24 protein-coding genes and 2 tRNA genes are annotated in these 24,978 nt (G+C 59.9%); 11 read left to right on the plus strand and 15 right to left on the minus strand.

Features of this window, described 5'->3' with window-relative positions; genetic code table 11:
- Positions 1 to 95: 95 nt before the first annotated feature.
- Positions 96 to 172 (minus strand) — tRNA-Met (locus tag AB7M23_RS09705).
- Positions 173 to 355: 183 nt separating this feature from the next.
- On the opposite strand from AB7M23_RS09705, the gene AB7M23_RS09710 reads away from it, so the two are divergent.
- Together AB7M23_RS09710 and AB7M23_RS09715 are read left to right on the plus strand one after the other, a co-directional pair.
- Complete coding sequence (locus tag AB7M23_RS09710) at positions 356 to 1,573, plus strand: MFS transporter (RefSeq protein WP_454240693.1); 1,218 nt, start codon at positions 356 to 358, stop codon at positions 1,571 to 1,573.
- Positions 1,574 to 1,957: 384 nt separating this feature from the next.
- Positions 1,958 to 3,112, plus strand: coding sequence for an MFS transporter (locus AB7M23_RS09715; protein ID WP_330521924.1), 1,155 nt, complete (start codon positions 1,958 to 1,960; stop codon positions 3,110 to 3,112).
- 156 nt (positions 3,113 to 3,268) lie between these two features.
- Here AB7M23_RS09715 and ychF read toward each other — a convergent pair whose 3' ends face one another.
- From ychF to AB7M23_RS09755, 8 genes are all read right to left on the minus strand, one after another.
- Positions 3,269 to 4,369 (minus strand): redox-regulated ATPase YchF, encoded by a 1,101-nt coding sequence (gene ychF / locus AB7M23_RS09720; protein WP_065761927.1) that lies wholly within the window; start codon positions 4,367 to 4,369, stop codon positions 3,269 to 3,271.
- 21 nt (positions 4,370 to 4,390) lie between these two features.
- Complete coding sequence (gene pth / locus AB7M23_RS09725) at positions 4,391 to 4,975, minus strand: aminoacyl-tRNA hydrolase (protein ID WP_065761926.1); 585 nt, start codon at positions 4,973 to 4,975, stop codon at positions 4,391 to 4,393.
- Positions 4,976 to 5,053: 78 nt separating this feature from the next.
- Positions 5,054 to 5,650 (minus strand): 50S ribosomal protein L25/general stress protein Ctc, encoded by a 597-nt coding sequence (locus AB7M23_RS09730; RefSeq protein ID WP_099773530.1) that lies wholly within the window; start codon positions 5,648 to 5,650, stop codon positions 5,054 to 5,056.
- A 139-nt stretch (positions 5,651 to 5,789) separates the two neighbouring features.
- Positions 5,790 to 6,731, minus strand: coding sequence for a ribose-phosphate pyrophosphokinase (locus tag AB7M23_RS09735; protein WP_099773531.1), 942 nt, complete (start codon positions 6,729 to 6,731; stop codon positions 5,790 to 5,792).
- Positions 6,732 to 6,778: 47 nt separating this feature from the next.
- A tRNA-Gln gene (locus AB7M23_RS09740) sits at positions 6,779 to 6,853 on the minus strand.
- Positions 6,854 to 6,887: 34 nt separating this feature from the next.
- Complete coding sequence (ispE, locus tag AB7M23_RS09745; protein WP_454240694.1) at positions 6,888 to 7,739, minus strand: 4-(cytidine 5'-diphospho)-2-C-methyl-D-erythritol kinase; 852 nt, start codon at positions 7,737 to 7,739, stop codon at positions 6,888 to 6,890.
- A 1-nt stretch (position 7,740) separates the two neighbouring features.
- On the minus strand, positions 7,741 to 8,358 hold the full coding sequence (lolB, locus tag AB7M23_RS09750; RefSeq protein ID WP_454240695.1) for a lipoprotein insertase outer membrane protein LolB: 618 nt from the start codon (positions 8,356 to 8,358) through the stop codon (positions 7,741 to 7,743).
- Positions 8,359 to 8,362: 4 nt separating this feature from the next.
- The gene (locus AB7M23_RS09755) at positions 8,363 to 10,090 is read right to left on the minus strand and encodes a tetratricopeptide repeat protein (protein WP_454240696.1); all 1,728 of its coding nucleotides are present in this window, start codon (positions 10,088 to 10,090) and stop codon (positions 8,363 to 8,365) included.
- Between the two features lie 189 nt (positions 10,091 to 10,279).
- Between AB7M23_RS09755 and hemA the strand changes: the two genes are divergently transcribed.
- The 6 genes from hemA to AB7M23_RS09785 all read left to right on the plus strand — a co-directional run bounded on the left by hemA (position 10,280) and on the right by AB7M23_RS09785 (position 15,640).
- Entirely contained in the window at positions 10,280 to 11,557 is a 1,278-nt protein-coding gene (gene hemA / locus AB7M23_RS09760; RefSeq protein WP_065761007.1) for a glutamyl-tRNA reductase, read from the plus strand.
- Positions 11,554 to 12,636: a peptide chain release factor 1 gene (gene prfA / locus AB7M23_RS09765; protein ID WP_065761008.1), complete on the plus strand. Its 1,083-nt coding sequence runs from the start codon at positions 11,554 to 11,556 to the stop codon at positions 12,634 to 12,636. Before hemA ends, prfA begins: the two co-directional genes overlap by 4 nt.
- Positions 12,637 to 13,467, plus strand: coding sequence for a peptide chain release factor N(5)-glutamine methyltransferase (gene prmC, locus AB7M23_RS09770; protein WP_454240697.1), 831 nt, complete (start codon positions 12,637 to 12,639; stop codon positions 13,465 to 13,467).
- Positions 13,461 to 14,216: a molybdopterin-synthase adenylyltransferase MoeB gene (locus AB7M23_RS09775; protein WP_454240698.1), complete on the plus strand. Its 756-nt coding sequence runs from the start codon at positions 13,461 to 13,463 to the stop codon at positions 14,214 to 14,216. The genes prmC and AB7M23_RS09775 overlap by 7 nt, the downstream gene beginning before the upstream one ends.
- Positions 14,209 to 15,006 carry a glutamate racemase gene (murI, locus tag AB7M23_RS09780; protein WP_454240699.1) on the plus strand — a complete coding sequence of 266 codons (798 nt, stop codon included), beginning with the start codon at positions 14,209 to 14,211 and terminating at the stop codon, positions 15,004 to 15,006. The genes AB7M23_RS09775 and murI overlap by 8 nt, the downstream gene beginning before the upstream one ends.
- A 115-nt stretch (positions 15,007 to 15,121) precedes the next feature.
- On the plus strand, positions 15,122 to 15,640 hold the full coding sequence (locus AB7M23_RS09785; RefSeq protein ID WP_065761012.1) for an acyloxyacyl hydrolase: 519 nt from the start codon (positions 15,122 to 15,124) through the stop codon (positions 15,638 to 15,640).
- A 50-nt stretch (positions 15,641 to 15,690) separates the two neighbouring features.
- On the opposite strand, the gene phrB is transcribed toward AB7M23_RS09785, so the two are convergent.
- From phrB to AB7M23_RS09805, 4 genes are all read right to left on the minus strand, one after another.
- On the minus strand, positions 15,691 to 17,118 hold the full coding sequence (gene phrB, locus AB7M23_RS09790) for a deoxyribodipyrimidine photo-lyase (RefSeq protein ID WP_454240700.1): 1,428 nt from the start codon (positions 17,116 to 17,118) through the stop codon (positions 15,691 to 15,693).
- A 29-nt stretch (positions 17,119 to 17,147) separates the two neighbouring features.
- A complete protein-coding gene (locus tag AB7M23_RS09795) occupies positions 17,148 to 18,035 on the minus strand; it encodes a MerR family transcriptional regulator (RefSeq protein WP_454240701.1) in 888 nt (295 codons plus the stop codon).
- Positions 18,025 to 18,993, minus strand: a complete 969-nt coding sequence (locus tag AB7M23_RS09800) for a YbgA family protein (protein ID WP_454240702.1) — start codon at positions 18,991 to 18,993, stop codon at positions 18,025 to 18,027. The genes AB7M23_RS09795 and AB7M23_RS09800 overlap by 11 nt, the downstream gene beginning before the upstream one ends.
- A gap of 102 nt (positions 18,994 to 19,095) precedes the next feature.
- A complete protein-coding gene (locus AB7M23_RS09805; RefSeq protein ID WP_454240703.1) occupies positions 19,096 to 20,082 on the minus strand; it encodes an NAD(P)/FAD-dependent oxidoreductase in 987 nt (328 codons plus the stop codon).
- Between the two features lie 187 nt (positions 20,083 to 20,269).
- Here AB7M23_RS09805 and AB7M23_RS09810 point away from each other — a divergent pair, with 187 nt between their 5' ends.
- A complete protein-coding gene (locus AB7M23_RS09810; protein WP_454240704.1) occupies positions 20,270 to 21,172 on the plus strand; it encodes a TIGR01777 family oxidoreductase in 903 nt (300 codons plus the stop codon).
- 13 nt (positions 21,173 to 21,185) lie between these two features.
- Positions 21,186 to 22,199 carry a ferrochelatase gene (gene hemH / locus AB7M23_RS09815; RefSeq protein WP_454240705.1) on the plus strand — a complete coding sequence of 338 codons (1,014 nt, stop codon included), beginning with the start codon at positions 21,186 to 21,188 and terminating at the stop codon, positions 22,197 to 22,199.
- Between the two features lie 64 nt (positions 22,200 to 22,263).
- Here hemH and AB7M23_RS09820 read toward each other — a convergent pair whose 3' ends face one another.
- Together AB7M23_RS09820 and upp are read right to left on the minus strand one after the other, a co-directional pair.
- Positions 22,264 to 23,538: a uracil-xanthine permease family protein gene (locus tag AB7M23_RS09820; protein ID WP_065761019.1), complete on the minus strand. Its 1,275-nt coding sequence runs from the start codon at positions 23,536 to 23,538 to the stop codon at positions 22,264 to 22,266.
- Positions 23,539 to 23,540: 2 nt separating this feature from the next.
- Positions 23,541 to 24,179 (minus strand): uracil phosphoribosyltransferase, encoded by a 639-nt coding sequence (upp, locus tag AB7M23_RS09825; RefSeq protein WP_065761020.1) that lies wholly within the window; start codon positions 24,177 to 24,179, stop codon positions 23,541 to 23,543.
- 162 nt (positions 24,180 to 24,341) lie between these two features.
- On the opposite strand from upp, the gene AB7M23_RS09830 reads away from it, so the two are divergent.
- On the plus strand, positions 24,342 to 24,899 hold the full coding sequence (locus tag AB7M23_RS09830) for a hypoxanthine-guanine phosphoribosyltransferase (RefSeq protein WP_065761021.1): 558 nt from the start codon (positions 24,342 to 24,344) through the stop codon (positions 24,897 to 24,899).
- Positions 24,900 to 24,978: the final 79 nt, after the last annotated feature.

Consider the following 24,978-nt stretch of genomic DNA (forward strand, 5'->3'; position numbering starts at 1 on the left):
GTGCCAGCGTGTTATGCACTGTCGGGGGATGGGCTGGGTACTTTTTTGCGGGCAATAAAAAAGGGCTTACCTTGCGGTAAGCCCTTTTTAGTACTTGGTGGCTACACAGGGACTTGAACCCCGGACCCCAGCATTATGAATGCTATGCTCTAACCAACTGAGCTATGTAGCCAAGTGGCGCGCATTATTAGCCTGAAACGGATATCTGTCAACACCTGTTTCTAAAAAAAATTCGCGCATGATCAATTGCTTAGCCATTTCGGCCTGTTACGCCTGTATTACACGAAAAACATGGTGCTCTGCTTAAAGGATTCCGGATAATTGGATCCCAATTATCCGGATGGAACGCATTCCCATGGCCTTGAGCAGTGCCCAGTCCAGTTCGCCTTCTACCTTGGCAAGCGCCCAAAGCAGCCCGCTGGTGATGCGAATTATCGCCGCCTGCGCATTGGCGCACTTGATCAACGATCTGATCCAGGCCGTGCTTCCGTCGATCTACCCGCTACTCAAGGCTAATTATGGGCTGAGCTTTGCTCAGATCGGCTTGATTACCCTGACATTCCAGATCACGGCCTCATTGCTGCAGCCTTGGGTGGGCTTTTACACCGACCGCAAACCCATGCCCAACCTGTTGCCGCTGGGCACGCTGTGTACGCTGGTCGGTATTGTGATGCTCGCGTTCGTCGGCAGTTTCTCGATGATCCTGCTGGCCTCGGCGCTGATTGGTATTGGCTCCTCGACGTTCCATCCCGAGACGTCACGTATTGCCCGCCTGGCGTCGGGTGGTCGCTATGGGTTGGCGCAGTCGACCTTCCAGGTGGGTGGTAACGCAGGTTCGGCGTTTGGCCCGTTGTTGGCTGCGGCGATCGTGATTCCGTTCGGGCAGGGCAATGTGGCCTGGTTCGGTCTGTTTGCGGTATTTGCCTTGCTGGTGACCTACGCGCTGAGCCGCTGGTACCGCGAGCACCTGAACCTGTTCAAGGCCAAGCAGGGTCAGCGTGCGAGCCATGGCCTTTCCCGTCAGCGGGTCATCGGCGCCCTTGTGGTGTTGGGGCTGTTGGTGTTCTCCAAGTACTTCTATATGTCCAGCTTCACCAGCTACTTCACGTTCTACCTGATCGAAAAATTCGACCTGTCGGTCACCAGTTCGCAGTTGTACCTGTTCCTGTTTCTCGGTGCGGTTGCGGCGGGTACCTTTTTCGGTGGGCCGATTGGGGACCGGATCGGGCGCAAGGCCGTGATCTGGTTTTCGATCCTCGGGGTGGCACCGTTCACCCTGCTGCTGCCTTATGTCGATCTGTTCTGGACCAGTGTGCTCAGCATGATCATCGGCTTCATCCTGGCCTCGGCCTTTTCGGCCATCGTGGTTTACGCCCAGGAGCTGGTGCCGGGTAATGTCGGGATGATCGCCGGGATTTTCTTCGGCCTGATGTTCGGCTTTGGCGGTATCGGCGCGGCACTGCTGGGCTACCTGGCCGATAGCCATGGGATCGAGTACGTCTACAGCCTCTGCTCGTACCTGCCGCTGTTCGGCCTGCTGGCGATCCTGCTGCCGTCCACAGGCAAGCAGTGAGGTCTGGCTGCGCTGCCAATCGTTACCGACCTTGGTGCTATTGCTCAGGCGTAACGATTGACGGGCGGCGCAGGCTTCCCCTAGAGTGCCGCCCTCCATTTTCTCCAGTAGCCGAACCATGAGCCGCTTCACCCGCCCTTACACGTTGATACAGCCTGTCATGCAGGCCGTAAGGCGTGACTGGCCGAGCGATACGGTGCTCAAACGTCGGCGTAGCGTCCTGTTCGCCTTTACCTTCTCTCCGCCCGCCTGCCCGAACTGACAGGACGGACGCGGGCGTGGTGTTGCCACGCGTGCTTGTCCGTATCGAATACACGCCTTTGTGGTCTGCATGTGTGAGTGCAGGGATATCGCTATCCCTGCGTCAGTGGGTTTGGAGTCAAGATGGACAAGCGTTTTCTGGCGGGCCTTTTGTTCGCGGTTTCTGTTGTTGGCCTGAGCCTGGGGGCGACGTTGCCCTTGGTGTCCCTGCGGCTGTTCGAGGCCGGAGCCGGTACCCTCAAGATCGGCATTGTGTCGGCGATTCCCGCGGCGGGCATGATGCTCTCGGCGTTTATGGTCGACGCCTGCTGTCGGCACCTGACGCGCCGTACCATCTACCTGTTGAGTTTCGGCATGTGCGCCCTCAGCGTCGCACTGATCGAGGTGGCGTTCTCCTCGATCTACCTGCTGTGCCTGTTACGCCTGATGCTGGGGATCGGTATGGGCATTGCGATCATTCTCGGCGAGTCCTGGGTCAATGAGCTGAGTGAAGAGCACAATCGAGGCAAAGTCATGGCGTTGTACGCCACGGCGTTCACCGGTTTCCAGATGGCAGGGCCGACCATGCTGGCGCTGTTCGGCGCGCAAAGCCCGTGGGTAACGATCGTGGTGAGCCTGTGCTACCTGCTGGCGCTGGCCTGCATTGTCTGGACGGTGCCTGATGACTACGTCGAGCATGGCGAGGAGGGCGAGAAGAGCTTTTCCCTGGCGGGCTTTTTCCAGGTGGCACCGGCCCTGTGCATGGGGGTGCTGTTCTTTTCCTTCTTCGATGCGGTGATCCTCTCGCTGTTGCCGGTCTATGCCTCCAGCCATGGCTTCGCCCTGGGCGTTGCGGCGTTGATGGTCACGGTGATCCTGACCGGTGACATGGTGTTCCAATTGCCCTTGGGTTGGTTGGCCGACCGCTGCGAGCGCACGATGGTGCACCTGGTCTGTGGCGTCGTAGCGATGCTGATTGGCGTGGCATTGCCTTGGCTGTTGCAACTACCGTGGCTGCTCTGGCCGATGCTTGTCGTGTTGGGGGCGGTTGCAGGTGGCGTCTATACGCTCGCCCTGGTGCTGATCGGGCAACAATTCAAAGGGCAGGATCTGATTACGGCCAATGCCAGTGTTGGCTTGTTGTGGGGCGTTGGCAGCCTGATTGGGCCGCTGATCAGTGGTATGGCCATGGACATGGCGCCCCATGGGCTGCCAATGGCTCTGGCGGCGGTTGCAGGGCTGTTTGTGTGCTTTGCCCGCGGCTCTAACCGTGCTGCGCGTTTGGCCGCTGAGCGGTAGAGGCTTGCCCGTGAACACTGCATCGCAGCCTGCCTGATGTACCTCGTCTTGATCGCGGGCCAGCACGCTCCCACAGGGGGATCGCGATTGGTCAGAACTGAGTCGCCATAAACGATAAAACCGCGCCAGGGCGCGGTTTTATCGGGTGGTGCGGGCTTAGACGTTAAAGCGGAAGTGCATTACATCGCCATCCTTGACGATGTAGTCCTTGCCTTCCAGGCGCCATTTACCGGCTTCTTTCGCGCCGGCTTCGCCGTTGTACTTGATGAAGTCATCGTAGGAGATCACTTCGGCACGGATGAAGCCTTTCTCGAAGTCGGTGTGGATCACGCCGGCAGCCTGTGGGCCGGTGGCGCCAACGCGAACGGTCCAGGCGCGAACTTCCTTCACGCCAGCGGTGAAGTAGGTCTGCAGGTTGAGCAGGGCGTAGCCCGCGCGGATCACGCGGTTCAGGCCAGGCTCTTCCAGGCCGAGGGATTCGAGGAACATGTCCTTCTCTTCACCGTCGTCCAGTTCGGCGATTTCCGCTTCGATCTTGTTGCACACCGGCACCACGATCGCGCCTTCTTCTTCGGCAATGGCCTTGACCACGTCCAGGTGCGGGTTGTTCTCGAAGCCGTCTTCGGCCACGTTGGCGATGTACATGACCGGTTTGCTGGTCAGCAGGTGGAAGCCACGGATCAGGGCTTTCTCGTCATCGGCCATGTGCTTCATCAGGCTGCGCGCTGGCTTGCCTTCGGTGAAGTGCGGGATGAGCTTTTCCAGAATGGCTTTCTGGGCCAGGGCGTCCTTGTCACCGCCTTTGGCGTTACGCGCGACTTTCTGCAGTTGCTTCTCGCAGCTGTCGAGGTCGGCGAAGATCAGTTCCAGGTCGATGATTTCGATGTCGCGCTTGGGGTCGACACTGTTGGAGACGTGAATCACGTTATCGTCTTCGAAGCAGCGCACCACGTGGGCGATGGCATCGGTCTCGCGGATGTTGGCGAGGAACTTGTTGCCCAGGCCTTCACCTTTCGAGGCGCCGGCTACAAGGCCTGCGATATCGACGAATTCCATGGTGGTGGGCAGCACCCGCTCAGGCTTGACGATTGCAGCCAGGGCGTCCAGGCGTGCATCAGGCATCGGTACGATGCCGCTGTTCGGCTCGATGGTGCAGAAGGGGAAGTTCTCTGCCGCGATACCGGATTTGGTCAAGGCGTTGAACAGGGTGGATTTGCCGACGTTGGGCAGGCCGACGATGCCGCAATTGAATCCCATGGTGAATCCCTCTTCGTGGAGTCAGGCCTTCTGGCTGTGCAGCTCTCTCATCGCACGCGTCCAATCGCCGGCGAGGATGTCCGGCAGCACGCCGAGGGCAAAATCGATACTGGCATCCAGTTTTTCCTGCTCGGCGCGTGGCGCCTTGCCCAGGACAAAACCGGACACCTTGCTGCTGTCACCCGGGTGGCCGATGCCAAGCCGCAGACGGTGAAAGTTATTCTGGTTGCCGAGCTGCGCGATGATGTCGCGCAGGCCGTTGTGCCCGCCGTGGCCGCCACCGAGCTTGAGCTTGGCGACGCCGGGAGGCAGGTCGAGTTCGTCGTGGGCCACCAGGATGGCTTCTGGCGGTATACGGAAAAAACCGGCCAGTGCCGCGACGGCTTGGCCGCTGCGGTTCATGTACGTGGTGGGTATTAGCAGACGAACGTCTTTGCCCTGATAGCTGAACTTGGCTGTCAGGCCGAAATACTTGCGGTCAGCGGTCAGGTTGACGCGCTGGGCGCTGGCGATGCGTTCTACGAAAAGAGCCCCTGCGTTATGCCGGGTCTGTTCGTATTCGGGGCCGGGGTTTCCCAGGCCGACGATCAGTTGAATGGCGGTCACGTCAGGGGCTCTTCCTTGGAGTTGTGGGCCACGCGTTACTGCTGCGTGGCCCGGGCAACACCGGCGTGCTGAGTAAAATTACTCGGCAGCGCCTTCAGCTTCAGGCGCAACACGCGGAGCGTGAACGTTGGCTACTGCCAGGTCGTTGCCGTGAGCCAGTGCGACGAACTCGACGCCTTTCGGAGCTTTCAGGTCCGACAGGTGAACGATGGTGCCGACTTCGGCGTTAGCCAGGTCAACGGTGATGAACTCAGGCAGGTCTTTGGCTTCGCAAGAAACTTCGATTTCAGCCACTACGTGGGAGATCTCGCCGCCTTTCTTGATTGCAGCTTCTTCGTTTACGAAGTGAACTGGAACCTTGGCAGTCAGTTTCTGGCCAGCAACAACGCGAACGAAGTCGGCGTGCAGGATGATGCCTTTCGATGGGTGACGTTGCAGAGCTTTAACAACAACGTTCTGCTTGGCGCCGTCGACATTCAGTTCGATAACGTGGCTGAAAGCAGCTTCGTTTTCGAACAGCTTGGCGATTTCTTTAGCCAGGATGCTGACCGATACAGGGGCAGCGTCGCCACCGTATACAACAGCAGGAACTTGGCTGGCGAGACGACGCAGGCGGCGGCTCGCACCTTTCCCCAGGTCGTTACGCGCTTCGGCGTTCAGGATGAAATCAGTCATTTTGTATCTCCAAAATAGCCTCTCCGGTTTGGCGTTTGCGACCAGCGCCAAAGCGGGGTTGGCAAAAAAGCCCCGCCCCAACAACCAGTGTTGGGGCGGGGCGCTTTACGTCAACGTGATCTCGAAAAGGGCAGGGCCCTTAGCGGAACATCGCGCTGATCGATTCTTCGTTGCTGATGCGGCGAACCGCTTCTGCGACGACCGGTGCGATATCCAGTTGACGGATACGGTCACAGGCTTGAGCTGCGGCGGACAGCGGGATGGTGTTGGTCACCACCAGCTCGTCCAGCACGGATTTCTCGATATTCTCGATCGCCCGACCCGACAGAACAGGGTGCGTGCAATAGGCGTAAACCTTGGCAGCGCCGTGCTCTTTCAGGGCCTTGGCCGCGTGGCACAGGGTGCCAGCGGTATCGACCATGTCGTCGACCAGAATACAAGTACGACCCTCAACATCACCGATGATATGCATCACTTCGGAGTGGTTGGCCTTCTCGCGGCGTTTATCGATAATGCCGAGATCGACGCCCAGCGACTTGGCAACAGCACGTGCACGCACGACGCCACCGATGTCTGGGGAGACAATCATCAGATTTTCGAAACGCTGGTCTTCGATGTCATCCACCAGAACGGGGGAGCCGTAGATGTTATCTACTGGAATATCGAAGAAACCCTGGATCTGGTCAGCGTGCAGGTCGACAGTGAGAACACGGTCGATACCAACGACGGTGAGCATATCAGCAACGACTTTGGCGCTGATTGCAACACGCGCCGAACGCGGACGGCGATCTTGGCGGGCGTAACCGAAGTAAGGAATCACGGCGGTGATTCGGGAGGCAGATGAACGGCGGAAGGCGTCAGCCATCACTACCAATTCCATCAGATTATCGTTGGTTGGCGCACAAGTCGGCTGAATGATAAATACGTCTTTACCGCGGACGTTTTCATTAATCTCAGTGCTGATTTCGCCGTCGGAGAACTTACCGACAGAAACATCACCCAGTGGGATATGCAGCTGACGTACGACACGCCGAGCCAGATCGGGGTTAGCGTTCCCCGTAAAGACCATCATCTTGGACACGCGCAGTACCTGAAGGCTGAGGGTAACCTGGATGAGTATAAGGAAAATGGCAGGGGCGGCTGGATTCGAACCAACGCATGGCAGGATCAAAACCTGCTGCCTTACCGCTTGGCGACGCCCCTGTATCTGTTGCTGCGAGTGCCTAACACTCGATTCCTAGAGCAGACTCTGTAGTGCGCGATGCAACATCGAAACGTTGCTTCCCTTTGCTACAAACCCTGTTTGGGTCTCTGTAAGAAGGGCCAAAACTTTATCAGCTTCAGCTTTGCTTGGGAAGGCCCCAAACACACAACTTCCAGTTCCGGTAAGCCTAGCTTCAGTGAACTTGCTTAGCAAATTCAGTGAGTTACGTACTTCTGGGTAACTCTGCTCTACTACCGGTTGGCAGTCATTTCGACTGTTTCCCTTGGGAACGGGGCGCATCTTAATGGGCGCTGAATCACGTGTCAACAATGGATGTGAAAAAATTTCCGCTGTACTTACAAATACTTGCGGGACGAGCACGACATACCAGGGTTCTTCAGGATCTACCGGGGTGAGCTTTTCGCCCACGCCTTCGGCGAATGCCGCGTGACCGCGGACGAAAACCGGGACGTCGGCGCCCAGGGTCAGGCCCAGTTCGGCCAGTTGGTCCTCACTCCAGCCCAATTGCCAGAGATGGTTGAGGCCGAGCAGGGTGGTTGCGGCGTCTGAGCTGCCGCCACCGATGCCGCCGCCCATGGGCAGAATTTTTTTCAACCAGATATCAACGCCCTTGCTGCAGCCTGAAAGTGTCTGCAGTTTTCGCGCAGCTTTCACGATCAGGTTGCTGTCGTGAGGAACGTTGTCTATTTCGGTGTGCAGGCGTATTTCGCCGTCTTCGCGTAGGGCAAAAGACAGCTCATCGGCGTGGTCGAGAAATTGAAACAGGGTCTGCAGTTCGTGATAGCCATCGGGGCGGCGCCCCAGAATGTGCAGCATCAGGTTCAGTTTGGCCGGTGCCGGCAGTGTCAGGGTGGTCGCGTGCATGTCAGTGCCCCAGCTGGCGTGGCTGCCAGTCCTTGACCACCAGGGTCACGTCCAGGTTCTGACCGTGCAGCTTGAGGCGTTCCGGCAGCCAGTAACCGTTCTGCTGGATGTAGCTCAGGTACTCGACGTTCCAGCCATCCTGGTCGAGGCTGGCCAGGCGGCTGTCACCGCTCAGGGTCAGGCGGCTCTTGCTGCCAGGTGCGGGCAAGCCGCGTACCCACCAGACCAGATGCGACACTGGCAGTTGCCAGCCCAATTGCTCCTCCAGCAAGGTCTCCGGGCTCTGGGCCTCGAAGCGTCCCTGGTTGGCGACCTCCAGTACGACCTTGCCCGGGTGACCGGTCAGGCGGGCGGCGCCCCGGCCCAACGGGCCAGACAGGCGGATATCGTAATAGTCCTGGCGTTGCAGCCAGAACAAGGTGCCGCTACCGGAGTCTTTCGGTGCGCGGATACCCACCTTGCCGTTGATCTGCCAGCCGTCGAGGGTGCTCAGCTGTTGTTTATGCTCGCGCCACAGTTGTGGGCTGCCCTGGCCCTGAAGGGCTTCGCGGGAGCCGAAGCCGGCGCAGCCGGCGAGTAGGGCGATCAGGCTGAAGGTAATGCAGTGGCGCAGGAACATAGGCTTACAGAGTCTCGGATCCGGTCAGACGCAGGAGGGTTTTGCGCAGGATAGGGCTGTCAGGTTGGTCTTCTAAGGCTTTGGCCCAGACATGGCGTGCTTCGCGGCGTTTGCCGTTGGCCCAGAGCACTTCGCCCAGGTGGGCGGCGACTTCGTGGTCAGGGAAGCGTTCCAGGGCCTGGCGCAGCAGGCGTTCAGCTTCGTCGAGGTTGCCCAGGCGGTAGTTGACCCAGCCCAGGCTGTCGAGCACGGCGGGGTCTTCCGGGTTGATCTGGTGGGCTTTTTCGATCAGGCCTTTGGCTTCGGCATAGCGTGTCGTGCGGTCGGCCAGTGTGTAGCCCAGGGCGTTGAGGGCCATGGCATTTTCCGGCTCGCGGCTGATGATGCTGCGCAGGTCCTTTTCCATCTGGGCCAGGTCGTCGCGCTTTTCCGCAAGCATGGCGCGGGTGTAAAGCAGGTTCAGGTCGTCGGGGTACAGCTTGATGGCCTGTTGCAGCACCTGCAGGGCCTGGGCGTCCTTGTTGTTGTTGCCGAGGGTTTCGGCTTCGATCAGGTACAACTGGATAGCGTAGTCCGGTTGGGCTTCACGCGCTGCGGCCAGGCGCCGCGAGGCTTCGGTGGCTCGACCGTTGGCGATGAGAATGTCGGCCTGGCGCAGTTGTGCTGGCAGGTAATCATTGCCGGGGCCAACCTGGGCGTACTCGATCAATGCGCCTTCCGGGTCATTACGCTCTTCATGCAGGCGTCCCAGGTTCAGGTGTGCCGAATCGACCCGGCTACCGCGGGCAATCAGCTCTTGCAGGTAGCTTTCGGCTTCGTTCCAGGCCTTGGCCTCCAGGCTGACCAGTGCCAGTGAGTAGCGCAGCTCGTCATCGTCCGGGTATTGCTGTAGCAGGCTGGCAAACTCGACCTTGGCATCCTCGACCCGGTCCTGTTCGACCAGCATGCGCGCATAGGTCAGGCGCAGGCGCTTGTCGTCGGGGTACTTGCGAATGGTCTTTTGCAGCAGTGGCAGTGCTTCCTTGCCGCGATCGAGGCTTTGCAGCAGGCGTGCCTGCAGCAGTACCGGAGCGATTTCGCCGGCCTCTGGCGGGTGTTTTTCGAGCAGTTCCAGTGCGGCGTTCGCATTGCCATCCTGTTGTAGCAGCAGGGCCTTGCCAAACACCAGCTGACTATTGTCCGGGTACTTCAGCAGCAGGCGGTCGAAACTTTTCTGCAGGCCATCACGGGTTTCCTGATCGGTTTCGGCGGCTGACAGCGCCAGGAAATCGAAGTGCGTGTCACCCTGGCCCTGCAGGACCTTCTCCATGTAGTTCATGGAGTCGTCATAGCGCCCGGCCCGCGCCAGCTGGATTGCAGCGGCGCGTTGCGCATCGAGGCTTTCTGGTGCGTTCTTTGCCCAGATCAGCGCCGTGTCCAGCGCAGCCTGGTCGGCACCGAGGTACTCGGCGATGCGGAAGGCACGTTCTGAGATACCGGCGTCCTGGGTTTTGATGGCTTGGGCAACATAGTTGTCCAACGCGATATCGAAGCGATTGCGCTGGCCTGCCAATTCGGCGGTCAACAGGCTATAGACGGTGTCCTGGCTGAAGGATCCGTAGACCGTGGGCTTGACCTGCTCAGGAGGTGCAGTCTCGGCGGCAGGCGCCTTGGCATCCGGGGAATCCGGAGCCAGGGTCTGGCAGCCCTGAAGCAAGGCAAAGGCAAGGAACAACGCGGAGGATCTATTCATAGTGGGGATTTTGGGCGACTAACCTGCGGTCGGATCATCATGACACAAGCGCTAGGGCAAACCCATAAGTGATGGCCTCTGGAAGTACAGACTTAGGTACTGACTATAGAGACAATAGTGAGCGGTGGTTGTTCTCTAACCTGCGAAGTAGGACAATTATCGGCTTCACGTCATAATCAGCGACCTTGAATGGCCTTTCTTGCACTCGGTATCAACCATAAGACTGCCTCGGTAGACGTACGCGAGCGCGTGGCGTTTACGCCCGAGCAGCTGGTCGAAGCCTTGCAGCAGCTCTGTCGACTCACCGCCAGCCGCGAAGCCGCGATCCTCTCGACCTGCAACCGCAGCGAACTCTACATCGAACAGGACCACCTGGCGGCCGACAGCGTATTGCGCTGGCTGGCCGAATATCACCAGCTCAGCCTCGAAGAGCTGCGTGCCAGTGCCTATGTCCATGAAGATCACGATGCCGTGCGGCACATGATGCGGGTTGCCTCCGGGCTCGACTCGCTGGTGCTGGGCGAGCCGCAGATCCTGGGCCAGATGAAATCGGCGTATGCCGTGGCGCGCGAGGCCGGGACCATCGGCCCCTTGCTGGGGCGTTTGTTCCAGGCCACGTTCAGTGCTGCCAAGCAGGTACGCACCGACACGGCCATCGGCGAAAACCCGGTGTCAGTGGCGTTTGCCGCTGTGAGCCTGGCCAAGCAGATCTTCAGTGACCTTGGGCGTAGCCAGGCGCTGCTGATCGGGGCTGGTGAAACCATTACCCTGGTGGCCCGTCACCTGCATGAGCAGGGGGTGCGGCGCATTGTGGTGGCTAACCGAACCCTGGAGCGTGCGAGCACGCTGGCCGAACAGTTCGGTGCCCATGCGGTGTTGCTGGCAGACATTCCCCATGAACTGGTGCACAGCGATATCGTGATCAGCTCCACCGCCAGCCAGTTGCCGATTCTTGGCAAGGGGGCGGTAGAAAGCGCATTGAAATTGCGTAAGCACAAGCCGATTTTTATGGTGGATATCGCCGTACCTCGGGATATCGAACCAGAAGTCGGTGAGTTGGACGACGTTTACCTGTACACCGTCGATGACCTGCACGACGTTGTCGCCGAGAACCTCAAGAGCCGTCAGGGCGCCGCCCAGGCGGCCGAGGAGCTGGTCTCGGTTGGTGCCGAAGACTTCATGCTGCGCCTGCGTGAGTTGGCGGCGGTGGATGTGCTCAAGGCCTACCGCCAGCAAGGTGAGCGGCTGCGCGACGAGGAATTGCAAAAGGCCCAGCGCCTGCTGGCCAACGGTGCCAATGCCGAGGAGGTCTTGGCGCAGTTGGCCCGTGGCTTGACCAACAAGTTGCTGCATGCGCCGAGTGTGCAGTTGAAAAAGCTCTCTGCCGAAGGCCGCCTCGATGCGCTGGCCATGGCCCAGGAACTCTTTGCCCTCAATGAGGGCTCGACGGATAAACCCCCGCAATGAAAGCGTCGCTGCTCAATAAACTGGATACCCTCCAGGACCGCTTCGAGGAACTGACTGCCCTGTTGGGTGATGCTGAAGTCATTTCCGATCAGACCCGCTTCCGTGCCTATTCCAAGGAGTACGCCGAAGTTGAGCCCGTCGCGGCTGCCTATGCGCAGTGGCGCAAGGTTCAGGACGCGCTTGAGGGGGCTCAGGCGCTGCTCAAGGACAGTGACCCGGATATGCGGGAGATGGCTGTGGAAGAGGTGCGCGAATCCAAGGAGCAGTTGCTCGCACTGGAAAGCCAGTTGCAACGCATGCTGCTGCCCAAGGACCCGAACGATGGGCGCAACGTGTTCCTGGAGATCCGCGCGGGTACGGGCGGGGACGAGGCGGCGATTTTTTCCGGCGACCTGTTCCGCATGTACTCGCGTTATGCCGAGCGACGTGGCTGGCGTTTGGAGATCCTCTCGGAGAACGAGGGCGAGCATGGCGGTTACAAGGAAATCATTGCGCGGGTCGAAGGCGATAACGTCTACGGCAAGCTGAAATTCGAGTCGGGTGCGCACCGCGTACAGCGGGTACCGGAAACCGAATCCCAAGGGCGCATTCATACCTCGGCGTGTACCGTCGCGGTGTTGCCCGAGCCTGACGAGCAGGTGGCAATCGAAATCAACCCGGCTGATTTGCGGGTCGACACTTACCGCTCTTCCGGGGCGGGCGGTCAGCACGTGAACAAGACCGATTCGGCGATTCGTATCACGCACTTGCCGACCGGCATCGTGGTGGAGTGCCAGGAAGAGCGTTCGCAGCACAAGAACCGGGCGCGCGCCATGTCCTGGCTGTCGGCCAAGCTTAATGACATGCAGACCAGCGCGGCACAGAATGCCATTGCCAGTGAGCGCAAGCTGCTGGTCGGCTCGGGCGACCGTTCCGAGCGTATTCGTACCTACAACTACCCACAGGGCCGGGTGACCGATCACCGTATCAACCTGACCCTGTATTCCCTTGATGAAGTGTTGGCGGGCGGGGTCGATGCGGTCATCGAACCATTGCTGGCCGAGTATCAGGCTGACCAACTGGCAGCACTGGGTGAGTAAATGACGATTATTGCCAGCCTGCTTCGCGGTGCGGAGCTGCCGGATTCGCCGACGGCGCGTCTGGATATCGAGTTGTTGCTGGCGGCTGCCATCGGCAAGTCGCGCAGTTACCTGCATACCTGGCCAGAGCGGATCGTCACCAGTGAGGCGGCCCAGACCTTTGCCGACTACCTGCAGCGCCGCCGTGCCGGTGAGCCTGTGGCCTATATTCTGGGGCAGCAGGGGTTCTGGAAACTTGATCTGGAAGTGGCGCCTCATACACTGATTCCGCGTCCGGAAACCGAGCTGCTGGTAGAGGCGGCCCTTGAGCTGCTGCCAGCGCTGCCCGCTCGTGTACTCGATCTTGGTACCGGAACCGGGGCCATTGCGCTGGCACTGGCCAGCGAGCGCCCACAGTGGCAGGTGACTGCCGTCGACCGTGTGCTCGACGCCGTGGCCCTGGCTGAACGCAACCGCCAGCGTCTGCAGCTGGACAACGTCCGGGTGCTCAACAGTCACTGGTTCAGCGCGCTGGACGGTGAGCGTTTCCAGCTGATCATCAGCAACCCGCCTTACATCGCTGCTGCAGATCCGCATCTGGTGGCCGGCGATGTGCGGTTTGAGCCCAGCAGTGCGCTGGTTGCAGGCGAAGATGGCCTGGACGATCTGCGCGCGATCATCACTCAGGCGCCGCAGCACCTGGAGCCGGGCGGCTGGTTGTTGCTTGAGCACGGTTACGATCAGGCCGCGGCGGTACGCGAACTGCTGGCTCAGAACGATTTCGAGCAGATCGAAAGCCGCGATGACCTTGCCGGCCATGAACGTATTACCTTGGGGCGCCTCCTGTGCTGAGCGATCAGGAGCTGTTGCGCTACAGCCGACAGATCCTCCTGGCGCAGGTCGACATCGACGGTCAGTTGAAGCTCAAGGGCAGTAGGGCGTTGATCGTCGGCCTCGGCGGCCTTGGCTCACCAGTCGCGTTGTATCTGGCTGCTGCAGGTGTTGGTGAACTGCACCTGGCTGACTTTGATACGGTCGACCTGACCAACCTGCAGCGTCAGGTCATGCATGACACCCCATCAATCGGCATGAGCAAGGTCGATTCTGCGCTGGCACGCTTGCAGGCGATCAACCCCGAGATTGCCCTGGTGGCCCATCGTACGGCGCTCGACGAAGACTCGTTGGCCGAGGCCGTGCGCGCAGTTGACCTCGTGCTCGACTGCTCGGACAACTTCGGCACCCGTGAGGCGGTCAATCGCGCGTGTGTGGCAGCGGGCAAACCGCTGGTCAGTGGCGCCGCGATTCGCCTGGAGGGGCAATTGTCGGTCTTCGACCCGCGACAGCCACACAGCCCCTGCTACCACTGCCTGTATGGGCATGGCAGTGACGCTGAACTGACCTGCAGCGAGGCGGGCGTGATTGGCCCGCTGGTTGGGTTGGTTGGCAGCCTGCAGGCACTGGAAGCCTTGAAAGTGCTGGCGGGCTTCGGTGAGCCGCTGATTGGGCGGTTGTTGTTGATTGATGCGCTGGGCAGCCGTTTTCGCGAGCTGCGTGTGAAGCGCGACCCGGGGTGTGCCGTTTGCGGTGATCGGCATGGGTGATCCGGCAGCACCCGTCGGGGTTTTCGATTCTGGCGTCGGCGGGTTGTCGGTGCTTGCCGAAATCGCGAGTTTATTGCCCCGCGAGTCACTGCTGTATGTCGCTGATTGCGGACATATTCCCTATGGGGAGAAGTCGCCGGCGTTTATCCGTCAGCGCTGCCAGATCGTTGCCGAATTTTTCCGTGCCCAAGGGGCCAAGGCGATGGTGTTGGCGTGTAACACTGCAACAGTCGCTGCGGTGGCCGACCTGCGGGAACGTTACCCTGACTGGCCGATTGTGGGTATGGAGCCTGCGGTCAAACCCGCTGCGGCAGCAACCCGCAGCGGTGTGGTGGGTGTGCTGGCAACGACGGGTACGCTACAGAGCGCCAAGTTTGCCGCGTTGCTCGATCGCTTCGCCAATGATGTGCGGGTGGTCACCCAGCCGTGCCCGGGCCTGGTCGAATGCATTGAAGCCGGCGATCTAGACAGCCCCTCGTTGCGCCAGTTGCTGCAGGGCTATGTGACACCGCTGTTGGCTGCCGGGTGCGACACGCTGATCCTGGGTTGCACGCATTATCCTTTCCTCAAGCCATTGCTCGCCCAGCTTGTTCCGCCCGACATAGCAATCATCGATACCGGCGCAGCGGTGGCTCGGCAATTGCAACGTTTGCTCGGTGAACGCGGGTTATTGGCGCAGGGGCCAGCCCGACCCGCGCAGTTCTGGACGAGTGCCAGTCCAGCGCATCTGCTGAAAATCCTGCCATTGTTGTGGGGCCAGTCTGAGAACGTGCACAGTCTTGGTTTGTGAAACGCTGGGGGAGAGCGTTTTTGCGGTGCGGAACTGACAACTGATGGCAATTTTCTACTACGTTGTTGAATGAAACAGAAAAACTAAAAACTGCATTAAGAACAGGACGTTTCTCATGAAGAAACTGCTTTGCTTGGCTGCAACTGCAGCCGTGATTCTGGGGCAATCATTTACAGCACAAGCCGCCGATGCATCGGTCTCGGTAGGGCAGACCGGCGACTCGACCATGGTCTATCGCTTTGGTTTGCAATCCAACTGGGATGCCAGTTGGTTGCAGACCAGTGTCGGCCGTGTCACGGGGTACTGGGATGGCGCCTACACCTACTGGGAGGGGGATGAAACCACCAGTAACCACAGCCTGTCGTTTGCACCGGTGTTTGTTTATGAGTTTGCCGGTGAGTCCATCAAGCCTTATGTCGAAGCGGGTATTGGTATCGCAGCCTTCTCCAGCACCGAGCTGGAAAGCAACAGGCTCGGCTCGTCGTTCCAGTTTGAAGACCGTATTGGCTTTGGCCTGCGTTTCGCCGGTGGGCATGAACTGGGTGTGCGTGCCATCCACTACTCTAACGCCGGCCTGACAACGCCCAACGACGGCGTAGAAAGCTACTCGCTGCACTACCGCATGCCACTCTGATTCCCTGGCGTTTACTCGAGCAGCGGCTTAGCTGCTGCTCAACTGCCTCTTCATTCGGGTTTTTGGGGTAAGTGTTTGAACGCACTCAGGGCCCGCTGTCGACTGCTGCCCAGATCCACTATCGGGCCAGGATAGTGACGAACAGCAAACAGCCCGCCCACCGACTGAGGGGCATGGATGGTTTTGTTGTCCAGGTCCGCCAACTCCGGCAACCAATGCCGGATAAAACGTCCCTCACTGTCGAAGCGTTGCGACTGACTGATCGGGTTGAAGATCCGAAAATAAGGGACGGCATCAGTGCCGGTTGATGCGCTCCATTGCCAGCCGCCGTTATTCGCCGCCAGGTCACCGTCGATCAGATGACGCATGAAAAAGCGTTCGCCTTCACGCCAGTCAATCAGCAGGTTTTTGGTCAGGAACATCGCAACGACCATGCGCAGGCGGTTATGCATCCAGCCGGTGGCCAGTAGTTGGCGCATGGCCGCATCGATGATCGGAATGCCGGTGCGCCCTTGCTGCCATGCCTCCAGCTCGTCAGGCGCGTTGCGCCACGGCACCGCTTCGGTTTCCAGGCGGAAAGCGCGGTGTCGCGATACCCGCGGATACCCGACCAGAATATGTTTGTAGAACTCGCGCCACAGCAGTTCATTCACCCAGGTCACAACGCCCTTGTTGCCACTGTCGAACTCGCCTCGATTGTGTGAAAGCGCCGCGTGCAGGCACTGGCGTGGGGAGATCACCCCGGCAGCGAGGTAGGGGGACAACTGGCTCGTGCCAGGCAGCGCCGGAAGGTCGCGCTGATCCTGATAGTCCTCGATGGCGTCCTCGACAAAGGCGTTCAGCCGCCTTTGAGCTTCTTGCTCGCCGGCTGGCCAGAGCGCGCGCAGTGTTTCCGGGACGTTGTTGAAACCCGGTACTGATTCAGGGATCGGGTCGCTAGCAATTGCCAAGGGCTGCTGCGGCGTGGGGCTTGCTATCAGCCGAGGCTGGGCCAGGTGCAGGCGTTCATAGCAGGTTTTGCGAAACTGACTGAACACCTGAAAGTAACCGCCGGTCCTGGTCAATATGCTGCCGGGTTTGAACAGCAACTGGTCCAGATAGCTCACCACCTCGATTCCGGCGTCGCTCAACTGGTTACGTACGGCATCGTCTCGGCGCTGTTCGTGAACCCCGTATTCCTCATTCATGTGCAGTGTCTGCACATGGTGCTCCCGGCACAGCTGTAGCAGAACCTGGGGGGCGTTGTCCCAGTGCTCTGCCTGACGAACCAGTAGTGGAATGTTCAATGCGGCCAGTGACTGGCTGAGGGTTCGCAGGCTGCGTAGCCAGAAGTCGACCTTGCACGGCGCATCGTCATGCGCCAGCCACTGGCTTGGGCTGACCAGCCAGACGGCCAGTGTCGGGCCGCGCTCGGCAGCGGCGGCCAGAGCGGTGTTATCGGACACGCGAAGATCGCTACGCAGCCAGAGGAGTTGCATGTGGGTTCCTTGATATCGCAGGGGTTGAGTTATCGTGAGGCGTCTTGCAACGCTTGCACGACCTCCAACGGGGTGTCGAGCAGGCATAGCCGGGGGTTTTTCACCACCAGTGCCATGAGGTCATCCTGATGGATGCTGATCGCGCTGCCGTCCAGCAGGGTAGGTATCTGGATTGCACTCAGGCTGCGCTCAAGTTGACGCATATCGACCGCCCTGTTCAGGCACAGTAACAGCGCCTGGGGTTGCATGCGTTCGAGGGTCAGCGCCAGCTCGGCGGGGGGCAGTGGCCAGTCGAATACTTCTACCGCGTACCCGGCACTACTGAGCAACCAGGCGCATAGCCACAACCGTGGATCGAAGACCAGGTCTGAGCCGTTGATCAGCAGTACTGCCGGGCCATTGAGTTGGCGGTTGCTGTGATAGAGGCGCGCTCCGAGTTTGCTGCGTAGCCAGCAGTGGAAGAACACTTGTTCCATGCGTGCGCCAAACTGGCTTTGCCAGCGCAGCTCCAGCTCGGCGAACAGGGGTAGCAGCAGTTGCTCGCACAGCGTTGTTGCAGGGTACAAGGCGATCGCCTGATTGAATTGTTGGTCCAGACGGCGTTCCGCCAAGGCAGCGATGCTGCCGGTTATGTCCTGGCGCATGGCCTGCCAGGCACCGTGTTGATCTGTCTGGGAGGCTACCGGACGGCTGTCCAGCAGGGCCTTGATCTGGCCGACAGACACACCACGGTTGAGCCATTGGACGATCTGTTGAATACGCTGCACATGCTCGGTGCTATACAGTCGATGGCCTTTGCCTGTGCGTTGTGGGGTAATCAGGCCATAGCGTCGTTCCCAGGCGCGAAGCGTAACCGGGTTGACGCCGGTGAGGCGTGCAACCTCTCGGATCGGCAGTGGCAGCGGCTCAGATGGCATTGCGCAGGCCAAGGGTTTCAGGGTGTGGCTTCAGGTAGATCTGCTGCTCCAGGTAAGGGTCAGGGTGTCGACGCAGGTGGTGCTTGAGCAGGGTCAGAGGGACGACCAGTGGCACGGTACCGGCTTGATACTGATCAATCGTCTGGCGAATCTCCTCTTTGTCGGCGGCCTCAATGAAATCGCGCAGGTACCCACTCAGGTGCATCAGTACGTTGCCATGGGTGCCGCGATTGGCGCAGCGGCTCAGTGCTTTCATCAGTTGGCTGAAGTAGCGCGGGCCAATTTCTTTGGCGTCATCACTGCGGCTCATGCTACCCAGCAGCTTGCCCAGGACTTTGTACTGTTGTGGGTTGTTTGCCATCAACAGGTACTTGCAGCGGGCGTGGAAGCTGATCAGTGCATGTCGGCTCAGGCCTTGCGCCAGGTATTTTTGCCACTCCGCATACACGTAGACGCGGGTGATGAAGTTCTCACGCAAGGCCGGGTCACACAGGCGACCATCTTCCTCGACAGGAAGATCAGGTCGTTCGGCACAAAACGCTGCGGCGTAGGCACCACGTCCACCCTCTGTGGCCGGGTAGCCGTTGTCTTGATACACCTTGACCCGTTCAAGCCCACAGGACGGCGACTTCTGCATGAAGATATAGCCGCAGATGTCCTGAAGATCATTGGCCATTTGCCGCCCGTAGGCACCAAGCGGGCCAGAGAGATCCAGCTCGGGTTCGCGAGGGTTGATAACACGAGGCTGCTGAGGATCGCCCACCAATCGAATGGCGGCCCGCGGAACGCCCAGGCCGATGGCCATTTCCGGGCACAACGGAACGAAGTCGAAGTACTTGGCCAGTGTCTCGTTGCATAGCTTCGAGGCTTTATGGCCAGCATTGAAGCGTACTTCCTGGCCGACCAGGCAAGCGCTGATGGCGATTTTGGGTTTGTGCGGCAGCTCGTGAGTATCCATGGCGAGTCCAAAACTTGTACAAATTAAATGTTATGTACAGATTTGATCATCATAGATAGGAGGCTGTACAAGTCAAACGATTTGTACAGCTTTTTGGCAAAATCAGTCCAGATGCTCAAGCAGTCGCCGAGCGGCTTCCTGGCCACTCAGCCAGGCCCCTTCAACCCGACCGGACAGGCACCAGTCGCCGCAGGCATACAGGCCCTGGTCAGGGTCAGCCAGCGCACCCCACTCATGGTTGCTGGAAGGGCGTGCATACAGCCAGCGATGGGCAAGGGAGAAGCTCGGCGCTGGCACGGCACAGCCAATCAGCTCGGCGAAGTTGCCGAGCAACTGCTCGATCACGGCCTCCTTGGCGAGGTCGATGTGCTGTTTGCTCCAGTTCGCTGTGGCGTGAAGCACCCAGGTATCAATGTGTTCGTCGCGTCCTGGCTTGCTGCGATTGCGCGCGAGCCATTCGAGAGCGCTGTCTTGTATGAAGCACCCCTGCAGGGGCGTGTCCAGTGGGCTTTCAAACCCCAGCGCAATGGCCCAGGTAGGGTCCATCTGTACGCTGGCGACGGTTGCGGCAAGTTTGGGTGCAGCCGTCAGGAGCTGGGTTGCCTGAGGGGCGGGCACCGCAATGATGACGCGGCTGAACGGGCCATGGCTGCAGCCTTCGGTGTCCTGTAGGTGCCAGTAGTGCTTGCCGCGAAAGACTTCGGCGATCCGGCAATTGAAGTTCACCGTCGAGTCTTTGAGCAAGGCGCGCGTAATCGCGCTCATGCGCGGCACACCGACCCAGCGCACCTGCTCGTCTGGCGAGGGGGTGAGCTGGCCCGCGTTGTAGTTGTAGAGGTGCGGTTTCCACTCTGCGACCGAGCCGTGTGCCTGCCATTCCTGAACCTGGGCAAGGAAGCGTCGGTCGCGGGCAGTGAAATACTGTGCGCCGAGGTCGAGTGCCCCGGCTTCGCTGCGTTTGCTGGCCATGCGCCCACCGCTGCCTCGGCCTTTGTCGAACAGATGCACGGTCTGCCCGGCCTTTTGCAGTGCCTGGGCAGCGGACAAGCCGGCGATGCCTGCGCCGATGATTGCGATAGGTATGGTCATGATGGCCTCTTTGAACCTTTGATACGCAGACTACGCTGTCTGACAAACCTGTACAATGCCTGATCAATGTACAATATTGATCCGCGCGTTACAGCCAGGTTCGCCTATGTTTATCCGAGAGCGATTGGTCAAAAAAGTGCCTTGTTCTTAAAAATAGACCAAGCGTGCGCCACATGAGGACACAGTCATGCATATATTGCTGACCGGCGGTACTGGTTTGATTGGCCAACGGCTTTGCCAGTACTGGCTGGCAAAAGGGCATCAGTTGACGGTGTGGAGTCGACGACCTGAGCAGGTCGGTCGTCTCTGTGGGGCCGGGGTGCGAGGCATTGATCGACTTGAGGCGTTCGGTGATCAAACGCTGGATGCAGTGGTCAATCTGGCGGGGGCCCCCATCGCTGATCGACCTTGGAGCAGTGCGCGGCGCGCGCTGCTCTGGGGTAGTCGGATCACCCTCACCGAGCAATTGCTGGCCTGGCTTGAGCAGCGCCAGCAACGGCCTTCCGTGCTGATCTCCGGTTCGGCTGTGGGTTGGTATGGTGATGGTGGTGAGCGTGAATTGACAGAGGCCTCACGGCCGGTCAAAGAGGATTTCGCCAGCCAGTTGTGCATTGCCTGGGAAGAAACGGCGCAGCAGGCCGAGGCCTTGGGTATTCGCGTCGTACTGGTGCGAACCGGGCTGGTGCTGGCCAGTGAGGGCGGTTTTTTGTCGCGCCTGCGACTGCCATTCAAGCTCGGCCTGGGTGGGCCTATTGGCGATGGGCGGCAGTGGATGCCATGGATTCATATCAATGACGAAATCGCCCTGATTGATTTTCTCTTGCAGCATAACGACGCCAGCGGTCCCTATAATGCCTGCGCACCAGAGCCTGTGCGTAACCGAGAGTTTGCCAAGCGGCTCGGTCGGGCGCTGCATCGGCCAGCCTTTTTACCCCTTCCGGCACCGTTGCTGAGGCTTGGGCTGGGTGAGTTGTCGACGCTGCTGCTGGGTGGCCAGCGTGTGCGCCCCGTGCGCTTGCTGGCAGCTGGCTTCACTTTTCAATTCAATGATGTGCAATCTGCTCTGGATGAATTGTCCAGTCGCCTCTGAAATAGGACGTTGCATGACCGATCATGCTTTGCTGCTGGTCAACTTGGGTTCGCCGGCTTCCACCGATGTCGCCGATGTGCGCCGTTACCTCAATCAATTCCTGATGGACCCGTACGTCATCGACCTGCCTTGGCCGGTTCGCCGGTTGCTGGTCTCGCTGATCCTGATCAAGCGTCCAGAGCAGTCGGCTCATGCCTATGCCTCGATCTGGTGGGACGAAGGTTCGCCGCTGGTGGTCCTGACACGCCGCCTGCAGCAGGCGATGAGCGAGCAATGGACGCACGGCCCGGTGGAAATCGCCATGCGCTATGGCGAGCCTTCTTTGCCCACCGTACTGGCGCGCCTGGCGGCTCAGGGGGTGCGCAAGGTCACGCTGGCGCCGCTGTACCCTCAGTTCGCCGACAGTACTGTCACCACGGTGGTCGAACAGGCGCGGCAGGTCATTGCCGAGCAGAAACTATCGTTTGAGCTGGCAGTGCTGCAGCCGTTCTACGATCAACCAGAGTACATCGACGCACTGGTTGCCAGTGCCAAGCCCTACCTGCAGGAAGATTTCGATCACTTGCTGCTGAGTTTCCATGGCTTGCCCGAGCGTCACCTGACCAAGCTTGATCCTACCGGCAACCATTGCTTCAAGGGTGCCGACTGCTGCCGCACGGCTTCGCCGCAAGTACTTGCCGTGTGCTATCGCGCACAGTGCTATCGCGCGGCCGAGTCTTTTGCCCGGGCCATGGGCCTGCCCGAGGGCAATTGGTCGGTGTCATTCCAGTCCCGGCTGGGGCGGGCGAAGTGGATCGAGCCCTACACCGAAGCGCGCCTGGACGAGTTGGCCAAAGCCGGGGTCAAGCGCTTGCTGGTAATGTGCCCGGCGTTCGTCGCCGACTGCATCGAGACCCTGGAAGAGATCGGCGACCGTGGGCGTGAGCAGTTCATCGAGGCGGGAGGGGAGGAGTTGGTGCTGGTGCCGTGCCTGAATGATCACCCGGATTGGGTACAGGCCCTCAAGACACTCTGCGAAAGGGCGTAAAACACGTGGTGTGGCTGCAGGGGCCAGCACGGCTGGCACCTGCAGGATCAAGCACCCGGTGTATTCAAGGCAACTGATCGTCCAGCGCCTTGTTCTTCCAGCTGTCGTTGCCCGGCAGCAACAGGTTCAGGCCGATGGCAACCACGGCGCACAGGGCAATGCCTTTGAGGCCCCAGTCGCCAGGGCCGGTGCCGCTACCAATCAATACGCCGCCAATACCAAACACCAGTGTCACCGAAACGATCACCAGGTTACGAGCCTCGCTCAGATCGATCTTGTGCCGGATCATGGTGTTCATCCCCACCGCGGCAATCGAACCGAACAGCAGGCAGAGGATGCCACCCATTACCGGTACCGGGATGCTCTGCAGCAGTGCGCCGAACTTGCCGATGAAGGCCAGGCCAATGGCGAAAATCGCCGCCCAGGTCATGATCTTCGGGTTGTAGTTCTTGGTCAGCATCACCGCACCGGTGACTTCGGCATAGGTGGTGTTGGGCGGGCCGCCAAACAGGCCGGCTGTGGTGGTGGCGATGCCGTCACCGAGCAGGGTGCGGTGCAGGCCCGGTGTTTTCAGGTAGTCGCGACCGGTCACGCTACCGACGGCGATGACCCCGCCGATATGTTCGATCGCCGGCGCCAAGGCCACCGGAACGATGAACAGGATGGCTTGCCAGTTGAATGCAGGTGCGGTGAAGTGCGGCAGTGCCAGCCATGGGGCCGCCGCGATCTTGGCCGTGTCGACCACGCCAAACACGAAGGCGAGGGCGAAGCCCACCAGCACGCCAGCGATGATCGGTACCAGGCGGAAGATGCCCTTGCCGAACACGGCGACGATCAGGGTGGTCAGCAGCGCCGGCATGGAGATCAGCATCGCCGTGCTGTAGGGAATCAGCTCAGTGCCGTCACCGGCCTTGCCCATTGCCATGTTGGCGGCAATCGGCGCCATGGCCAGGCCGATCGAAATGATCACCGGACCAATCACTACCGGCGGCAGCAGGCGGTCGATAAAACCGGTGCCCTTGATCTTCACGGCCAGGCCGAGGAAGGTATAGACGAAGCCGGCAGCCATTACCCCGCCCATGGTTTCGGCCAGGCCGAACTGGCCCTTAGCGAGGATGATCGGGGTGATGAAGGCGAAACTGGAGGCCAGGAACACCGGAACCTGACGACCCGTGACCACCTGGAACAGCAGCGTTCCGAGACCCGCGGTAAACAGTGCCACGTTCGGGTCGAGGCCGGTGATCAGAGGCATCAGCACCAGCGCGCCAAAGGCGACGAAGAGCATCTGCGCACCGGAGACGACCTGACGCCAAAGCGGGTCGTTGAACTCATCCTGCATGCTCAGGCGTCCTTCTGCTTGGTACCGAAGATCTTGTCTCCGGCGTCGCCCAGCCCTGGGATGATATAGCCGTCTTCATTGAGGCGTTGGTCGATCGACGCGGTGTAGATCTGTACGTCGGGGTGGGCCTTCTCGACGGCTGCGATACCTTCGGGGGCAGCGACCAGAACCATGGCGCGGATGTCCTTGCAGCCAGCCTTTTTCAGCAGGTCGATGGTGGCAACCATCGAGCCGCCAGTGGCAAGCATCGGGTCGATGATCATTGCCAGGCGCTCGTCGATTTCCGGTACGAGCTTTTCAAGGTAGGTGTGCGCTTCGAGGGTTTCCTCGTTGCGGGCAACACCAACGGCGCTCACCTTGGCGCCTGGGATCAGGCTGAGCACGCCATCGAGCATGCCAATGCCGGCACGCAGGATCGGCACGACGGTGATCTTCTTGCCGGCAATTTTTTCGACCTGGACAGTACCGCACCAACCTTCGATGTCGTAGTTCTCCAGGGGCAGGTCCTTGGTCGCCTCGTAGGTCAGGAGTGCGCCGACTTCCTGGGCGAGTTCGCGAAAATTCTTCGTGCTGATATCGGCACGGCGCATGAGGCCGAGCTTGTGGCGGATCAGCGGATGGCGGATCTCACGGGTAGGCATAGGAAATGGCTCCGGGGGCGGGCAAAAAAACCGCGCTAGATTAATCTATTCGCTTCAGGTGTCCTATAGGTTATCAGGACGTTAGTCCAGAAATGCTTGATCTGATGCCCGTGGGTGCGTACCTTTGCCCGCTTTTCTCAATTGCCGCCCCTGGAGAGCGCCATGTCCGCTGATCTCGAGCACATCCGTCAAGTCATGCGCGAGGCTGACTGCCTGTACACCGAAGCTGAAGTCGAAGCAGCGATTGCCCGCGTGGGTACGCAGATCTGCGCAGACCTGGCCGATAGCAATCCAGTCGTGTTCTGCGTCATGAACGGCGGCCTGATTTTCGCTGGCAAGTTGCTGACACACCTGAACTTCCCGTTGGAGGCGTCGTACCTGCACGCCACCCGCTACCGCAACCAGACCAGCGGCGGCGATCTTTTCTGGAAAGCCAAGCCGGAAGTCTCGTTCATTGACCGCGACGTGCTGATCATCGACGACATCCTCGATGAAGGGCATACCCTCAGCGCCATCATCGACTTCTGCAAGCATGCCGGCGCGCGCACTGTGCACACCGCTGTGCTGATCGACAAAGACCACGACCGCAAGGCCAGTCCGGACCTGAAGGCTGACTATGTCGGCCTGGGCTGTATTGACCGTTACATTTTCGGTTACGGCATGGACTACAAAGGTTACTGGCGCAACGCAGCCGGTATCTACGCGGTCAAAGGGCTGTAAGGCCCGCAACACCCTCGTTGCCGACAAGGTCGGCGCCTTGCAGCATCTCATGTTGCAGGTGCCAGCCTTGCCGGCGATG

It is taken from the genome of Pseudomonas sp. HLS-6 TE3448 (genome assembly GCF_053629555.1).

Excerpts from the sequence above, each read along its gene's own strand:
- AB7M23_RS09710 (WP_454240693.1), top strand. The coding sequence starts at position 356 with ATGGCCTTGAGCAGTGCCCAGTCCAGTTCGCCTTCTACCTTGGCAAGC.
- AB7M23_RS09715 (WP_330521924.1), top strand. The coding sequence starts at position 1,958 with ATGGACAAGCGTTTTCTGGCGGGCCTTTTGTTCGCGGTTTCTGTTGTT.
- ychF (WP_065761927.1), bottom strand. The coding sequence starts at position 4,369 with ATGGGATTCAATTGCGGCATCGTCGGCCTGCCCAACGTCGGCAAATCC.
- AB7M23_RS09730 (WP_099773530.1), bottom strand. The coding sequence starts at position 5,650 with ATGACTGATTTCATCCTGAACGCCGAAGCGCGTAACGACCTGGGGAAA.
- ispE (WP_454240694.1), bottom strand. The coding sequence starts at position 7,739 with ATGCACGCGACCACCCTGACACTGCCGGCACCGGCCAAACTGAACCTG.
- lolB (WP_454240695.1), bottom strand. The coding sequence starts at position 8,358 with ATGTTCCTGCGCCACTGCATTACCTTCAGCCTGATCGCCCTACTCGCC.
- AB7M23_RS09755 (WP_454240696.1), bottom strand. The coding sequence starts at position 10,090 with ATGAATAGATCCTCCGCGTTGTTCCTTGCCTTTGCCTTGCTTCAGGGC.
- hemA (WP_065761007.1), top strand. The coding sequence starts at position 10,280 with ATGGCCTTTCTTGCACTCGGTATCAACCATAAGACTGCCTCGGTAGAC.
- prfA (WP_065761008.1), top strand. The coding sequence starts at position 11,554 with ATGAAAGCGTCGCTGCTCAATAAACTGGATACCCTCCAGGACCGCTTC.
- prmC (WP_454240697.1), top strand. The coding sequence starts at position 12,637 with ATGACGATTATTGCCAGCCTGCTTCGCGGTGCGGAGCTGCCGGATTCG.
- murI (WP_454240699.1), top strand. The coding sequence starts at position 14,209 with ATGGGTGATCCGGCAGCACCCGTCGGGGTTTTCGATTCTGGCGTCGGC.
- AB7M23_RS09785 (WP_065761012.1), top strand. The coding sequence starts at position 15,122 with ATGAAGAAACTGCTTTGCTTGGCTGCAACTGCAGCCGTGATTCTGGGG.
- phrB (WP_454240700.1), bottom strand. The coding sequence starts at position 17,118 with ATGCAACTCCTCTGGCTGCGTAGCGATCTTCGCGTGTCCGATAACACC.
- AB7M23_RS09795 (WP_454240701.1), bottom strand. The coding sequence starts at position 18,035 with ATGCCATCTGAGCCGCTGCCACTGCCGATCCGAGAGGTTGCACGCCTC.
- AB7M23_RS09800 (WP_454240702.1), bottom strand. The coding sequence starts at position 18,993 with ATGGATACTCACGAGCTGCCGCACAAACCCAAAATCGCCATCAGCGCT.
- AB7M23_RS09805 (WP_454240703.1), bottom strand. The coding sequence starts at position 20,082 with ATGACCATACCTATCGCAATCATCGGCGCAGGCATCGCCGGCTTGTCC.
- AB7M23_RS09810 (WP_454240704.1), top strand. The coding sequence starts at position 20,270 with ATGCATATATTGCTGACCGGCGGTACTGGTTTGATTGGCCAACGGCTT.
- hemH (WP_454240705.1), top strand. The coding sequence starts at position 21,186 with ATGACCGATCATGCTTTGCTGCTGGTCAACTTGGGTTCGCCGGCTTCC.
- AB7M23_RS09820 (WP_065761019.1), bottom strand. The coding sequence starts at position 23,538 with ATGCAGGATGAGTTCAACGACCCGCTTTGGCGTCAGGTCGTCTCCGGT.
- upp (WP_065761020.1), bottom strand. The coding sequence starts at position 24,179 with ATGCCTACCCGTGAGATCCGCCATCCGCTGATCCGCCACAAGCTCGGC.
- AB7M23_RS09830 (WP_065761021.1), top strand. The coding sequence starts at position 24,342 with ATGTCCGCTGATCTCGAGCACATCCGTCAAGTCATGCGCGAGGCTGAC.